Genomic DNA, 13,238 nt, shown 5'->3' on the forward strand with positions numbered 1-13,238 from the left:
GGGATGACGGCTCCCGCTTGCTCGCCTTCGGCTTGCTCGCGGGTCGCTCTGGTTTTCCGGGTCGTCCGCGGGCGGGGGCGGCATCCCGCTCCGGGCACGCGCCGCTCCGCTGCTCGCTTCGCTCGTGCGCTGCGCTCCCTCATGCTTTTACCTGGCGGCCTACGGCCGCCTTTTCTTTTTGGTGTTCAGACGGTGCCCTCCGGGGATACCGCCCCCGCCCGCTACGGCGCCAAGGATGGACGCGTGCCCTCCGGGGATGCCGCCCCCGCCCGCTGCTCCAGCGGGGCAAGAAGCGGCACCGCGCTCCGTTCCTGAAGGTCCTGCGCTCCGTTCCTGAAGATCCTGCGTCCCGTCCCTAAGGGTCCTGCGCTCCGTTCCTAAACTAGGTTCCAGGAACGGGTGGTTTGGTACCCTTCGCGGTGCCAGAATGCGGGGCTTTGGTTCCCCTGCGCCGCAAAACCCCAGGTCGGAATGTCGTCGCCGAGAGCGTCGGGGAACCAAACCGCCCCATATTGGAACCTTCACCTGGCTGGGCCCCGAACGCGGGGCCAGCTCCCGCTTGCTTGAGCGGATGCTGCTCGCGAGAGGGTGCGGGTCCCGCCCGCTATGGCGCCAAGAGTTGGGGCGGCAATTTTGCCGAACTGCCCTTCCCCGCTTGGGCGCGTCTTTTCCCTTGACCTGGTGCCTGTTCGTGCAAACTGCCCTTATAATCGTCCAATCGAGAGACGTTTGACGATCCTGAGAGGACGTAGCATGGCAGTGAAGATTGGCTTGGTGGGCACCGGCACCGTGGGCGGTGGCTGCATCGACATCATTCAGAAGCACCAGGAGGCCTTCAAGCGCCACTTCGGTATTGATATCGAGTTGGCCCAAGTGTGCTCCCGCGAAATTGCCCAGGCTGAGGCCCATGGTGTGGCCGATATCTTCACTACCGACTTCAACGACATCATCAACAACCCGGACATCGATATTGTGGTGGAGCTCATCGGCGGCACCACCGCGGCCCGCGATGTGGTGCTGGGTGCTTTGGCTGCGGGCAAGAACGTGGTTACGGCCAACAAGGCGCTTATGGCCACCTACGGCAAGGAGGTCATGGGGGCGGCCGAGGCGGCTGGCAAGGAGCTGGCCTTCGAGGCGTCCGTGGGCGGCGGCATTCCCATTATCGATCCGCTGAAGCATTCGCTTATTGCCAACGAGATTCAGACGGTCATGGGTATTGTGAACGGCACCACGAACTATATGCTCACGCGCATGGCCGACAACGGCCTGTCCTACGACGACGCCCTGCGCGAGGCCCAGGAGAAGGGCTTTGCCGAGGCCAATCCGTCGGCCGACGTGGACGGTTTCGATGCGGCGGCGAAGATTGCTATCCTGTCCTCCATTGCGTTCAACTCGCGTGTGACCTTGGACGACGTGTTCACCGACGGCATTACCAACATCAGCCCCGTGGACATCGAGGCGGCCCGCGACATGGGCTACGTCATCAAGCTTTTGGCCATTGCCCATCGCAAGGAAGACGGCATCGACGTGCGCGTGCATCCCACCATGATTCCCGAAACGCACCAGCTGGCCACGGTGAACGGCGTGTTCAACGCCATCTACGTGGTGGGCGATTTCGTGGGCGAGACCATGTTCTTCGGCGAAGGCGCCGGCGCGGGCGCTGCGGCCAGCGCGGTTATGGGCGATGTGCTGGAGGTGGCCCGTCATATTCAGCAGGGCGTGGCGCCCATCGTGGGCTGCACTTGCACCGACGAGCTGCCCATCCTGCCCATGGACGACCTGGTCATGCGCTACTACCTGCGCTTCTCGGTGACTGATCGTCCCGGCGTGCTGGAGACTATGGCCGGTGTGTTCGCGCGCCACAACATCTCGGTGAAGTCCATCGTCCAGCGCGGTCGTTCCGGCGCCGAGCGCGTGGATCAGGTGGTGGTCACCCACCGTTGCCGCGAGCGCGACATTCGCGAGGCGTTGGAAGAGGCGCTCAGCCTGGATGGCGTGGTGCTCGCCGAGCCCAGCGTCATTCGCGTGGAGGAGTAGCAAGTAAGGTAATCTTGCCAGTGGAGTGTTCGAGGGCGGCGCAGGCCGCCCTCTTTGGTGGAAGGAGCGAAGGCGGTTATGGAGGAGCAGATCGGCGTCATCTTCGATTGCGATGGCACGCTGGTGGATTCCATGGAGGCGTGGCACGAGGTGGATCGGCAGCTGTGCGCCGAGGCCGGCATTGCCCTGACGCCCCAAGATGCCGACGCCATCACCACCATGTCGCTGGAAGAGGCCAGCGCGTATATGCACGAGCAATGCGGGCTGGGGGAGAGCACCGAGGCCGTCATGGCCATGATCTTCGACCGCATGCGTGCCTTTTACGCCAACGAGGTGGAGGCACGGCCTGGGGCGCTGGCATTTGTGCGTGCACTGCATGGGCGCGGCGTGCCCCTGGCGGTGGCCAGCAGCACCTCGCCCGATATGCTGCGCGCCTGTCTCGATCGCTGCGGCTTCACGCCGTACTTGCAGGCCATCGTGTCGGTGGACGATTTGAATACCAGCAAGCGCGAGCCGACGGTGTACGACCACGCCCGCAGCTTTCTGGGCACCGACCGCGCCCACACCTGGGGATTTGAGGATGCGGCCTATGCCCTGGACACTCTGCGCGGCGCGGGCTATCGCACGGCGGCCATCTACGACAACGACATCTCCGGCACCCGGGAGGCGCTGCGCGAGCGCGCCGATATCTACTTCGAGGATTTCACCCAGCTGGATGTGGACGAGTTTCTGGCTCGGGCAAGCAGGTAAGCAGCGCCTTGTCCGGTGCCGTTGAGTGCGGTGAAGCAAAGGAAGACTATCTCGCAGGCGAAGGCGCTTACGGATGATGGAGGCTGACAGTGTCATCAGGGCTCTGGGAAAAGATGCGCGGCAGAGGTCGTCAGACGTTTCCGACCATGTTCGGGGAGGCGACGGTGTACGCCATGCCGGCCGAGGACGGCTCGCTGGTGCGCATGCTGAATGTGGGCGGCGTGCTGCAGTCGGCCACCTACCTGGATGAACGCTGGGCCCAGTGCCCCTTCGCCTACCTGCGCTCCTTCGACCACATGTTTGAGGCGCAGCCGACGCTAACGCTGCGGCGCGTGCTGATGATCGGCGGAGCGGGGTTTGCCTACCCTAAGCGGTTGCTGGTAGCGCATCCCGGCGTGCAGCTGGACGTGGTGGAGATCGATCCCGCTATGGTTGACCTTGCGCGACAGGAGTTCTTCCTCGATCGCCTAGAAGCGCAGCTGGATGAAGAAGGCCGCGCTGGCGATCTGAGCATTTTCACCGAGGACGGCGAGGCCTTCCTGCGACGAGGAGCCTGCCGCGTTCAGGGGCTGGCTGCCGATGTTGAGGCAGCCCCCGTGGAGGTGCCCCCGTTCGAAGAGCCTCTCTCCCAAGATGCCTCTTCAGGGGCTGTTCCTTACGACGCCATCATCATCGATGCCTTCGTCGGTCGCGAGGCCGTGCCGTTTTTCGCCAGCGACGAGGGCGCCACCACAGCCAAAGCCTGCCTGTCACCAGGTGGCCTGCTCATGGCCAACTGCGTGGCAGAATACACTGGCGATGCCATGTATCGCCTGTTCTCGCAGGTGGAGCGCTTGCGGGAGCATTTCGCCAACGTGTACGTCATCGATGCCTCCGACGAGGAATTCGGCGGCGCCGACAACTACCTCCTCATAGCCACCGACGGCACCTACCCCTTCACCGGCGTCATCCCCTACGGGGACTAGCTCGACAGCGTTGAGGTCGAAAACGCTTGAATGCCCCGAAGCCACTTTTACTTACTCAACAACCACGTAGGGCTGTGAATCGGTCGGCATTGGCGGCATTACATCGTCGGCGTACTCGTTGGCCAGCTGATCGGCGTAAGGGAAGGAGTCGTCCGTTTCGCTGACAAGAGCGCCATAGGTGACCCTATCGACCCATTCGCTCTCGGTTAGCTCCTCGCCCTCGTAAAGGCGGACGGGCTCGTTTGACGAGACGCGCTCGTCGTATACACAGTCAACCTGTTTGATTTCGATTACTTGTGTCCGGCAGGTGTCGTCGTCGAAGGTGGCCGTAACGGTGAGAACCGTGCCCTCAATGCCTTGACGAGGCCATTCGAGGGTTTCGGCGAAGTTGTTCTCTGTCATCTCATGAGGATTGTCTGCTTGCGGGGTGTTGGCAAGTTGCAAAAGGCCAAACTGGATATCGCGAGTACCTACGCGGTCGTCTTCGCTTTTACGCAGGTCGATAACGCTGCCCATGCGCTTCATGCGAAACACGTTTTCTCGCGTGTACCATGATCCGTCCGCGTCCTGGTCGGCCCAATAGTATGAGCCGAGGGCGTCGCAGTCCTCGTAGTGCTCGAGTGAGCCTCTCAGTCGCGGGTCGAGCCCTTCTTCCCCTACTCGATCGTCGCCGACGACATTCTGGTCGATCGATTGGAGGAAAAGTTCTCCTCGGGAAATATGAATTTGAACGCGTTCGATATTCGATCCCTCGACGGTGAACGTCTCACTTCCAAAGAGGGCGGTAGTGATCGAGCCGTCTGGCTCGGGCCACATGGTGTCTGCCCCCGATCCGCTTGATCCGCCGGGGTAGAAGCGGGCAACTGTTTCGCTGTGGCTTTCTGCGTAAGGCTTGCTCCATGAAGGATTGCCGCTCGGCAACCAGGGGGGAGGGGCGATCGGGCTTCCGTCGGCCGCATAGGCTCGCAGGGTAAGGCCAGGTAGAAGGGGAGGGGCTTTGGGGGCTGCGGTGTTGCTGTCGGCTGGGGAAACTTCGACGGCGGCGTTCTCGCCTGGAGCATCGCCGTTGGCGTTTTGGGGCGCTAGAGCCTTCAGTCCGTCAAATGCCGAAAGCACCAAAGGGACTGCGAGCACCAGGGCGAGGGCTGCTGCGCAGGCGCCGCCTAGGGCAAGTCGATGTGTCGTGCGCCCCCTGCGCAGGGGGTGTGGAGACGGGCCGCGGCCCGTCTCCACACGACTGTCTTTCAAGGTCGCTGCTCTTATCGTGCGGTCGGCGAGTCCTTCGGGTGTGGGTGCTGTTTCCACGGCGTGTTGGTAGGCGCGGGTGAATTTGTCGTCGAAAGTCATAGGGCGTCTCCTAGCAATCGTTCGAGAGTTTTGCGGGCGCGGCGCAGATGCGACCGCACCGTTGAGGGGCGGTCTCCGGTGAGGTTGGCAATCTCGTCACCGGACAGCCCTTCGAAGTAGTGCAGGTGAACGGCGGTTCGCTGCTTTTCGCTGAGCGCCTCCATGGCGGCGTCGATGCGGGCGGAAAGCTCGTCTCGCTGCATTTGCTCGCGATGCTGTCGGAGGGATTGGCAATTGAGCGCTTGTCTGGCCGCCGACCGGGAGCTTTCGCCGACGTGGACGCGCCGCCGCCATGCCGAGCGGCGGACGTCAGCACAGCAGTTGATAGTGGTGCGCAGGAGCCACGCGTGTCGGTGGTCAGCGTCGGTGAAAACGGGGTCGGCATTGAGGAGCCTCAGAAATACCGCTTGGCACACGTCCTCGGCGTCGGCAGCGTTGCGCAGCCGGCTGAACGCCAGCCGATACACCGTGGCGCTTTCGCGTCGAACGATATCTTCGAACTCGTCTTGCAAGTGGTCGCTCCTTTCCCTCTACACCATAAAACGAAACGACACATCACAAAGTTGCACAATTGGGAAAGAAGTTGAAAAAGTTGTTATATAGTATTATTCAACTTGAATAATACTGATAGGAGTCTTCTGTGGACAAACAACGCTGCAGCTTCTGGGCGAATAGATTGGAAGCTTCTCGATCGCCTTGTACATGATCCCGATGAGGCACAGGCCTCGGCGCTTTCCGAGCGCCGTTATAGGGAGATGGTCGGTGCGTATCAGCGCTTTCGCGGAAGGACGGGGAAGTGAATCTGACATTTAAGGGCTTTCTGCGGGCCTATTGCCGGGAGTTATCGGGGCTGTCGACTGACAATTTGCGCAAGCTGTTGCAGGCGGTTTTGGACGATGCCCCAGCGGCTTCCGAGGTGGTTATGGCTTTCGCGGCGGCTCAGGGGAAGGAAGGCTACTTGGCTGAGCTGGCTCGGAACACGCGGCTCGAGGCCGAATACGCGCGTGCCGCCCGCGAGATTGAGGGCGCGGGCGGAATAGAGCCGTATGTGCAATCCGAGGCCGCACCCGAGCGCTATCGCAAAGTATGGCTCGCCTATCGGGCAAAACGCGAAGCGGTTGTAAACGATCGTCGCGTTGTTGCCCTCATGGGGGAGAAGCTGCGTGTTCTTATGGAGGAAAAGAACGTGACGGTCTATCGCTTGTGTAAGGAGCTTGGTCTCAATAAAGGGAACGTCTACGCTTTCCTCCACAAGGGGGACGCGTCTAAAGTGAGTCGCCGTACGGCACGACGCATTCTGAATTACGTCGAAGCCCTTTAGGGGGGCGCTTGAGGCTGCGTGCGCTCTCAAACAACAAATCCGTAAGGTGCGCGTGCAGGGGGCGTAAGGCGGGGCTGTCATGATGGGGTCAGCAAAACGGAAAGCAAGCGATTGCGAAAGGGGCTGATGATCATGATGGCATCATTGCTGGGCGCGATTCTTCTGACGGCAGGAGCGGTGGCACTGGGAGCCTGCACGGTAGTGGTAACGCTGTAGGCGGCGAAGATTTCCCAGATCAGCGCTGCGTGTTAACAACCGTTGCTTGTGCGTCGGGCTGGTTGTGGTAGCGTGGGGGACGGAAAGCGGTTGCCTTTGCAGAAAGGCGGCGGACGGGCGGGAAGGCCACGTTCCAGGATCCGCGAGCCGCGAACGAAGGAGCCTCCCATGCTAAAAGACGAGATCAAGCGGCTGCGCCAGGAGCGCGGCATGAGCCAGGGCGAGCTGGCCGAGCAAGTGCACGTGGTGCGCCAGACCGTCTCGAAGTGGGAGCGCGGCACCTCGGTTCCCGACGCCGATACCCTGCGAGCCTTGGCCGAGGCGCTGGAGGTAACTCCCAACGAGCTGCTGGGCAAGAGTCCCGACGCTGATCCGACCCCCGATCCCCAGGAGCTCGCGCTGCGTGCCAGCTTGCTGGAGGCGCGGGCCGCCCAGAACGATCACATGGATACCGTCTATCGTCGCACCAAACGAGTGCTCATAGCCGTATGCGCTGTAGCTCTTGTGGCGGTAGCGGTGGGGGCGGTGTTCCTTCAGGTGAGTAGGTTTATGGACGGCGTAGAAAACGGTTTTGATCTCGAGGGCACCTACGGCTCTATCGCCGATCCCGGAAATCCGGTGTATGCCTCGTTCGGATTGACGGAAGAGGACAGCGGCCTGTGGCAGTTGGCCGATTTTGGCGCCCCTAGCCACAACCCCGTCAATGGACGCTTCGTCGCTACTGCTGATCCTAACTTGTACGAGCTGCAGGATGAAGAAGGCGCTTCCGTCGGTTGGGCAAGTCTTTCGAGTGTCTGGTCCTTCCTGGGCCAGCTCGATGGAGTTCTCTACTTGCACTATGGCGATCAGTCCTTTCGCCTGCAGAAATTCGACCAGGGTACGGCGCACTATGGCAGAGAGTTCATGCGTCTCACCGTGACGAATCTTCACACCATGGGGACCCTCGAGCAGCGCAAGAAAGAGGCCAAGGAGCGCCCGGAGGTCAACGAATGGGCCGAAGAATGGTTCGACCTCGATTTCGGCGACGATTGGGACGAGGACTCCGAGTGAGGTGCTGACACGGGGGCTTGCGCGGTGGCGATGCAGCAATCAGCGAAGATTTACCAGGTCAGCGTTACATGTTAACAACCGTTGCTTGTACGTCGAGTCGGTTATGGTAGCGTGGAGGGCGGAAAACGAGCAAAGGAGCCCCCATGCCCATGGACGAGAATGAGCGGCAGCGCCAGGAGCGCAGCGCGAGCCAGAGCGGAGATGCGCAGGCGCAGCGGTCGGACCGCGCCATCATTGCGCTTAAAGGAGCTCTTTGCGGGGCGGCGCTCGTGCTGATTGTTGTTGGGCTTATCTGGGTGTCGCAGCAAAGGTTTTCCGGGGCGCTTTGGAACGAGCCTTGGGAGAATCCGAATTACACCAGCATCATTTACCGCATGGGCGACGAGGAGAAGACGTTCAAGCTCTACGTCGACCCCAGCGATTTGCCCAAGAGCCTCGATACGGTTATCGCCTATTCCGGCGACCACGATATCTCGGCCGCTGTTGATCCAGGAGACGAGCTGGGAAAGCCGGACAGCCTTGCGGTAATGGAGAAGCGCGTCGATGAGGCCATAGAGAAAGAGGGCGGCACGGTGCTGCGCCATGAGGTTTGGTACTCCTACGATGTAGCCTACGCCGTCTCGCCTCCGACGGCGGAGGACCCATGGAACGAGTGGTGTAGCCACAACCAGCAGATTCCCATAAGCACGGACGTCTACGCTCAGTAGGGCCGCTGCACGGCTCCCGCTTGTGGAGTTTCCTCGAAGCGCGCAACAAATTGAGTCGCTGAAACGTCTAACCCATAGAGAGACGAACGGCATCGAGGGAGCTTAATCCACGAGGAGGAGCTATGGAAAGGCTGAACGACGTCATCGCAGTGCTGGGCCTATCCGCCGTGTTCATGGGCATCGCCATCTTCATCGCCTGCTGGGGGTAGGACTATTTAAGTTTCCCTGCTACTTGTTCCCAAAAGTGAAGAATCCGATTTCAGTTATTCCATCTTCGGAGTATACGGGAATGCGCTCGGATTCGATTTCGGCAATGAATTGGCTATAGAACGCGAAACCTTCTACTCCTGAATCGGCAATGATGCCGATGAGGTCCGGGTAATTTTGATCGAGCGCATCGTCGTAGGTGCCGAGCGTGAAGCCGTTCTCGTTGTAGCGTAACTGGCTCTTGAGGGCGCGAAGCTTGATGGGATCGCAGGAAAGCTGTTCTGCTACACCCTTGATAGCGACTTTGCCGCGGGAGCGATAGCCCAGATTGAGGGTACTGGAGGTGACACTGGCCGTCAGGGAAGTAGTTGCCTTTTTATTTGCTGTCCATCCGCTGGCTGCAACAATTTGTAGCCCAGTCTCTCGAATGATCATTGCGTTGGCCTGGATGGATCCGGCTCATGTTCGGCTGATGCGTGGAGAGGGGTGTTATAAGCATGGCTACTCCTGTCTGGTTAGAGGAAAACATACGTACGGAAATCCGAAAACGGTGTCGAGCTGATCAATCACTTCTTGAACCGTGGGATAGTCCTTGAAATCAACGGTATAGACCCCAATCGTCTTTCCTTGAGATACGACAGCTATCTCGCACCACCTTAATTTCTCAATGATTTGCATCGCTGCAGTGGGGTTCCAGGTCCACCCATCGGGAACTGCGGATAGGTCTTCTTCTGTCGAAGTAAGGTCGGTGCAGACGGTTGCAAAAAGGGAGACCGACCCTTGAGTGTCTAAGGGAATAGTGGTATCGGCTTGAGCGTCATGCTCAGTAACGGGTTCGTTCGCCGTAAAAAGTACGCTGCCGGTATTGCGAAAGACTAGAGTGAGATTTTGGGCAGGCTCTACTGGAAGATTGAGCTTGACGGGAATGCTCGTAAACTCTTTTCCATCGACAATATATCTGTTTTGGTATTCGACTTTTAGCTGGATGCGCTGGTGGGGTAGAACAGGTGCGTTGGCGACGGCTTTTGTTTCTGGTGCAAGTTGATAGGGGAGAGGCAGAAAAGCGAAGAAGATGATGCCAATAGCTGCTGCAATGCACGCCGCAGCCTTTATTGAGTTCGAAATTGGACGACGATATTTTGCTTGCTGCCTGGCGTCCGGTTCGGGCCAGGTGGCGAATGCCGATGCGGCGGGCTCCTCAGCGCCTGCTGACTGCTCTATCGATTTAATTGTTTGCATAATTCTTCTTTGAGCAGCGGGAGTTAATCTCAGCATCCTTGTTTGCTGTCGATATCTCTCGAAGTGAGCCTTTTTTTGGGTCGCCACGGTTTCTTCCCTCCTTTCGTTTCTCTTGTTCCGCGTTAATGGCCTTCCTTAGTTTTTTTCTCGCTCGAAATAGAAGGGAGCAAACGGTGGGATAAGGCCTTTCAACTATCGCCGCTATTTCCTTTACGGTCAGCTCTTCCGCATATCTTAGATAGATCACTTCTCGTTCTGCGCATTCAAGTTGCGCAACATGGCGCCATAAAAAATGATCAGTGTCTATTTCTTGGTTGCGCTCATCTGGCTGTGCCGATTCGGCCATAAGATGTAAGAGCATATTGGAGGCGGTGATGTCGACGTAGTCGATAGGTGATGACTTGTTGCGTCGAAGGTGGTCAATGGAGAGATTGCGTGCAACGGTGATAAGCCATCCCTTCAAATGCCCGTCATTTTCGAAGCTGGTCTCGGTTTTGAGAAGACGCACGAAAGTTTCTTGGGTGACGTCCTCGGCCAATGAAGCCGAGTTGAGGATGCTGCAGGATACTCGGAATACCAAGTCTTGGTATTCGCTCATTGTTTCCTCTATGAATTGACTGCTTTTCAAAAACCTGCAACCTTCCCTGTAATGATCTAGAAAGCTCTTTAGCCTCCTAAGTCATAAAACGAAAAAGGATCGATGCATATTTTAGGAAAACAAATTTTTTAAAAAATAAATGCTACCTGACAGTCTCTTCGCATATTTCGCACTGTGCGAAATATGCAGGCACCGAAAAACGTGTATTAAGCAAGAGAGCTCTCATTGATTAGCTGTAGAGATCGAAAATGGCAAGTTATGCGACCACCAAATAGCGAGAGGAGACGTCATGAAGGCAGAAGCTGGAACCAAAGTAACCGCAAGCAAAACACTAGTAGCTATGGGATCGATGGTAGCCGCTTGTTTTGCGCTGGTACTCGCAGTGTCGCCTTTCGCTGAGGCGGTGCCAAGCTTTGAAGCGGGAGTTTCCGAAGAGACGACTGAGTACCAAATGAACGAAAACGGCCTTACCTATGGGACATGCGTAGAAGCAGGACTCAGCGCTGAGTTGCCAGATTTGGTTCTTGTTGTCGCGACAAATGGCAAGGAGGGCTATGTATATCGCGATGAGCTCGAAAAAGCCGAAGGAGCTTCAGCTTCTACTCCGGAAGAGGCAGTGAGAATGACCGAAGAGCAGGATCGTCTTTTCCGAGAGAGCTTTATATCCACGCTGGAGGAAAAAGACTACGCGATCAGTGAGGAAGAAGTCGGCGCTATTGCCGAGGAGGCGCGATATGGCTCTGGGACGAACGAGGATATTGTCGAATATGCTTCTCAGCTGATTGCCGGTGAAGAAGGCGGTGCGTCGAGGGCTTCGGGCGCCAAGAGGAACGCCGAGTGTGCGGAAAAAGATGTGCAGCAAGCTATTCGGGCAGCCATAGAGGCTTCTGGCGAACTCCTTATGGTTTATGACAAGGACGGAAAAACCGTTATCGGGGAGTTTTGCGTTGGCGGCATGTAGTCGCCGGAGCTGCGCTCGACGAGTCCGCCATTTCCCTGCGTTACGATCGGCCTCCCCTATCTGCGCTACTGCTGGGGGAGGCCGAGACGGGTGGCTAGGTCGGCTCGGCGGTTGATTCCGAGTTTGCGATAGAGGTTGCGCAGGTGAGTCTTCGTCGTGTTGGGCGACACGACGAGCGCCTCGGTTATCTGCGCGGCGGTGTTCCCCTTGACGAGCAGGCGAAGCACGTCTTCTTCGCGGCGGGTGAGGTCGTAGCGGCGTGCCGCTGTGGCGCAGAGGGCGGCAACGTCGAAGGGCCGAGGTGGGTCATTGGACTGTGACGTGTCGTCGGTTTGCGATGTGGCGCTGGCCTGTGATGCATCGTCGGCTTGCAGTGCGCTGCCAGTTGGCAATGTGCTGTCAGTGTGCTGCGTACTGCCAACTTGCGATGTACCGGCTGCGGCCGTTTCCACTGGGAGGGCGCGCAGTCGGCTGGCCTCCCGTTCCATGGCCGCATCGCGCCACCAGCGCCCGAGTCCCCAGGCCACCCCAGCGGCTCCCAGCAGCAGCACGATTTCCCCTACCGCCCCTGCGACGCTTGCGCGAAAGCCGTCGATGGCTGGCACCCCTATGCACAGCGCAAGGCAGACGACTGACCAGTACACCGCCAGCCGCGTGGCAGCGCTATCGGCTTGCGGAGGAAAGCAAGCTTGGGCCACGGCGCGGGCGGCAAGGCAAAAGCCGGCCAGAGCGGCAAGCAGCATGACGGCGGCGGAAAGAGAAATCATCGGCGCTCCTTCTTCGTGTTCCGAGAAAAACTTTACCTCATCAGGGGAAAAGCACCAGGGTGAAAAACGTCACCATTGCGCTTTGGCGGGAATCCATGCTAGGTTTGGCCTCAAGAAAACGCACCGCGCCGAGAGGAGGACCCCATGAGCTGCGAGCAAACATCTCCGGCGCCGCTGAACGCAGGTCATCGCCAAACACTTCGCCGATGCATAGGCGTGGGGGTCATCGCCGTGCTGGCGCTTTCCCTTCTCTGGATGGCGGCGCACTTCGTTCCCGGCGATCCCCGCGCCCCGCAAAAGAAGGAGACGCCCACGGGCATGACCATCTCATTCGGTCTTTACGGGGAAGCTGACCAGGTAGTCGACGTGCCCTACGGAGAGGTCGCTGTTCTCGATAGCCTTACGAGGGGCGAACGCTACGAGCTTGACGCAAGCCCCTATTTGCTTGAGCAGTGGGAGCGAGAGACGGAGGACTATCGCCGCGCTGTGATGGCGGAAGATTATTGGGACTACGAAGAACCGGCGTTCTCGGTGCAGGTGACGGGCTGCCATCTCCTTACCGAAGAGGCCTTTACGGCGTGGTTCCCACATTATCCCGACGCGAGCATCATGGAAGAGCGCTACGACGAGGAAGACGTGCGCATTGTCGTTGTGGAACTACGAGCGGAAAATCTCACCGACGAGGCTCAGTGCCCTCCGCGTCCTGTTCTGCGCCATAACCAGCTTGTCGGTCGGCGCGATTGGCTCAATTGGGGCATGTGGGGGAGTGATAGCGTTATCGCGGCTATGCACGGAATGGCGATGGATGACAGCCCCAACAGTCTTTGGGAAGAGCTGGGCGGTTGGGATGTGGTAGAGCCTGGCGCTGCGGAAACCATCCGCTACGGCTACCTGCTTTACCGCAACTCGTTCACGGATCCCCAGGCCATCGACCACTTGCGCCTGTCCGATATGGATATCGCCTACTTCGACTGGAACCCTCGCGAGATCATCGCCCTCCAGCTGGCCGATGTCTAGCATGCTGCCGGGGCGCTAGCGGGGTGTGTCGCAGCCTGCGGGCTGTAGGGGCAATA

General features: G+C 59.0%; 15 protein-coding genes. 9 read left to right on the plus strand and 6 right to left on the minus strand.

Annotated features, from left to right (window positions below):
• Positions 1-753 precede the first annotated feature (753 nt).
• The 3 genes from PZH32_RS03060 (at position 754) to PZH32_RS03070 (ending at position 3,752) form a co-directional block, all read left to right on the plus strand.
• Entirely contained in the window at positions 754-2,037 is a 1,284-nt protein-coding gene (locus tag PZH32_RS03060) for a homoserine dehydrogenase (protein WP_275206164.1), read from the plus strand.
• Between the two features lie 78 nt (positions 2,038-2,115).
• Positions 2,116-2,787, plus strand: coding sequence for an HAD family hydrolase (locus tag PZH32_RS03065; RefSeq protein WP_275206165.1), 672 nt, complete (start codon positions 2,116-2,118; stop codon positions 2,785-2,787).
• 146 nt (positions 2,788-2,933) lie between these two features.
• Complete coding sequence (locus tag PZH32_RS03070; RefSeq protein WP_275206166.1) at positions 2,934-3,752, plus strand: spermidine synthase; 819 nt, start codon at positions 2,934-2,936, stop codon at positions 3,750-3,752.
• Between the two features lie 51 nt (positions 3,753-3,803).
• Here PZH32_RS03070 and PZH32_RS03075 read toward each other — a convergent pair whose 3' ends face one another.
• Together PZH32_RS03075 and PZH32_RS03080 are read right to left on the minus strand one after the other, a co-directional pair.
• Complete coding sequence (locus PZH32_RS03075) at positions 3,804-5,099, minus strand: hypothetical protein (protein WP_275206167.1); 1,296 nt, start codon at positions 5,097-5,099, stop codon at positions 3,804-3,806.
• Positions 5,096-5,611, minus strand: a complete 516-nt coding sequence (locus PZH32_RS03080; protein WP_275206168.1) for an RNA polymerase sigma factor — start codon at positions 5,609-5,611, stop codon at positions 5,096-5,098. Before PZH32_RS03080 ends, PZH32_RS03075 begins: the two co-directional genes overlap by 4 nt.
• A 102-nt stretch (positions 5,612-5,713) precedes the next feature.
• On the opposite strand from PZH32_RS03080, the gene PZH32_RS14210 reads away from it, so the two are divergent.
• The 4 genes from PZH32_RS14210 to PZH32_RS03095 all read left to right on the plus strand — a co-directional run bounded on the left by PZH32_RS14210 (position 5,714) and on the right by PZH32_RS03095 (position 8,393).
• On the plus strand, positions 5,714-5,899 hold the full coding sequence (locus PZH32_RS14210; RefSeq protein ID WP_428994008.1) for a DUF6036 family nucleotidyltransferase: 186 nt from the start codon (positions 5,714-5,716) through the stop codon (positions 5,897-5,899).
• On the plus strand, positions 5,896-6,420 hold the full coding sequence (locus PZH32_RS03085; RefSeq protein ID WP_275206169.1) for a helix-turn-helix domain-containing protein: 525 nt from the start codon (positions 5,896-5,898) through the stop codon (positions 6,418-6,420). The genes PZH32_RS14210 and PZH32_RS03085 overlap by 4 nt, the downstream gene beginning before the upstream one ends.
• Positions 6,421-6,804: 384 nt before the next feature.
• Positions 6,805-7,686, plus strand: a complete 882-nt coding sequence (locus PZH32_RS03090) for a helix-turn-helix domain-containing protein (protein WP_275206170.1) — start codon at positions 6,805-6,807, stop codon at positions 7,684-7,686.
• Positions 7,687-7,829: 143 nt separating this feature from the next.
• Positions 7,830-8,393, plus strand: a complete 564-nt coding sequence (locus tag PZH32_RS03095) for a hypothetical protein (protein WP_275206171.1) — start codon at positions 7,830-7,832, stop codon at positions 8,391-8,393.
• 228 nt (positions 8,394-8,621) lie between these two features.
• On the opposite strand, the gene PZH32_RS03100 is transcribed toward PZH32_RS03095, so the two are convergent.
• From PZH32_RS03100 to PZH32_RS03110, 3 genes are all read right to left on the minus strand, one after another.
• Positions 8,622-9,035, minus strand: a complete 414-nt coding sequence (locus PZH32_RS03100) for a hypothetical protein (RefSeq protein ID WP_275206172.1) — start codon at positions 9,033-9,035, stop codon at positions 8,622-8,624.
• 66 nt (positions 9,036-9,101) lie between these two features.
• Positions 9,102-9,839: a hypothetical protein gene (locus PZH32_RS03105; RefSeq protein WP_275206173.1), complete on the minus strand. Its 738-nt coding sequence runs from the start codon at positions 9,837-9,839 to the stop codon at positions 9,102-9,104.
• A complete protein-coding gene (locus tag PZH32_RS03110; RefSeq protein WP_275206174.1) occupies positions 9,826-10,437 on the minus strand; it encodes an RNA polymerase sigma factor in 612 nt (203 codons plus the stop codon). The genes PZH32_RS03105 and PZH32_RS03110 overlap by 14 nt, the downstream gene beginning before the upstream one ends.
• Positions 10,438-10,726: 289 nt before the next feature.
• Here PZH32_RS03110 and PZH32_RS03115 point away from each other — a divergent pair, with 289 nt between their 5' ends.
• A complete protein-coding gene (locus PZH32_RS03115; RefSeq protein WP_275206175.1) occupies positions 10,727-11,398 on the plus strand; it encodes a hypothetical protein in 672 nt (223 codons plus the stop codon).
• A gap of 65 nt (positions 11,399-11,463) precedes the next feature.
• Here the strand turns inward: PZH32_RS03115 and PZH32_RS03120 are convergent, their stop codons facing one another.
• Positions 11,464-12,165 carry a helix-turn-helix transcriptional regulator gene (locus PZH32_RS03120; RefSeq protein WP_275206176.1) on the minus strand — a complete coding sequence of 234 codons (702 nt, stop codon included), beginning with the start codon at positions 12,163-12,165 and terminating at the stop codon, positions 11,464-11,466.
• A 144-nt stretch (positions 12,166-12,309) separates the two neighbouring features.
• Here PZH32_RS03120 and PZH32_RS03125 point away from each other — a divergent pair, with 144 nt between their 5' ends.
• The gene (locus PZH32_RS03125; protein ID WP_275206177.1) at positions 12,310-13,182 is read left to right on the plus strand and encodes a hypothetical protein; all 873 of its coding nucleotides are present in this window, start codon (positions 12,310-12,312) and stop codon (positions 13,180-13,182) included.
• Positions 13,183-13,238 lie beyond the last annotated feature (56 nt).

Source organism: Adlercreutzia equolifaciens (assembly GCF_029076695.1).
In the GTDB taxonomy this organism is placed as follows: domain Bacteria; phylum Actinomycetota; class Coriobacteriia; order Coriobacteriales; family Eggerthellaceae; genus Adlercreutzia; species Adlercreutzia equolifaciens_A.

Excerpts from the sequence above, each read along its gene's own strand:
- PZH32_RS03060 (WP_275206164.1), top strand. The coding sequence starts at position 754 with ATGGCAGTGAAGATTGGCTTGGTGGGCACCGGCACCGTGGGCGGTGGC.
- PZH32_RS03065 (WP_275206165.1), top strand. The coding sequence starts at position 2,116 with ATGGAGGAGCAGATCGGCGTCATCTTCGATTGCGATGGCACGCTGGTG.
- PZH32_RS03070 (WP_275206166.1), top strand. The coding sequence starts at position 2,934 with ATGTTCGGGGAGGCGACGGTGTACGCCATGCCGGCCGAGGACGGCTCG.
- PZH32_RS03075 (WP_275206167.1), bottom strand. The coding sequence starts at position 5,099 with ATGACTTTCGACGACAAATTCACCCGCGCCTACCAACACGCCGTGGAA.
- PZH32_RS03090 (WP_275206170.1), top strand. The coding sequence starts at position 6,805 with ATGCTAAAAGACGAGATCAAGCGGCTGCGCCAGGAGCGCGGCATGAGC.
- PZH32_RS03095 (WP_275206171.1), top strand. The coding sequence starts at position 7,830 with ATGCCCATGGACGAGAATGAGCGGCAGCGCCAGGAGCGCAGCGCGAGC.
- PZH32_RS03100 (WP_275206172.1), bottom strand. The coding sequence starts at position 9,035 with ATGATCATTCGAGAGACTGGGCTACAAATTGTTGCAGCCAGCGGATGG.
- PZH32_RS03105 (WP_275206173.1), bottom strand. The coding sequence starts at position 9,839 with ATGCAAACAATTAAATCGATAGAGCAGTCAGCAGGCGCTGAGGAGCCC.
- PZH32_RS03110 (WP_275206174.1), bottom strand. The coding sequence starts at position 10,437 with ATGAGCGAATACCAAGACTTGGTATTCCGAGTATCCTGCAGCATCCTC.
- PZH32_RS03115 (WP_275206175.1), top strand. The coding sequence starts at position 10,727 with ATGAAGGCAGAAGCTGGAACCAAAGTAACCGCAAGCAAAACACTAGTA.
- PZH32_RS03120 (WP_275206176.1), bottom strand. The coding sequence starts at position 12,165 with ATGATTTCTCTTTCCGCCGCCGTCATGCTGCTTGCCGCTCTGGCCGGC.
- PZH32_RS03125 (WP_275206177.1), top strand. The coding sequence starts at position 12,310 with ATGAGCTGCGAGCAAACATCTCCGGCGCCGCTGAACGCAGGTCATCGC.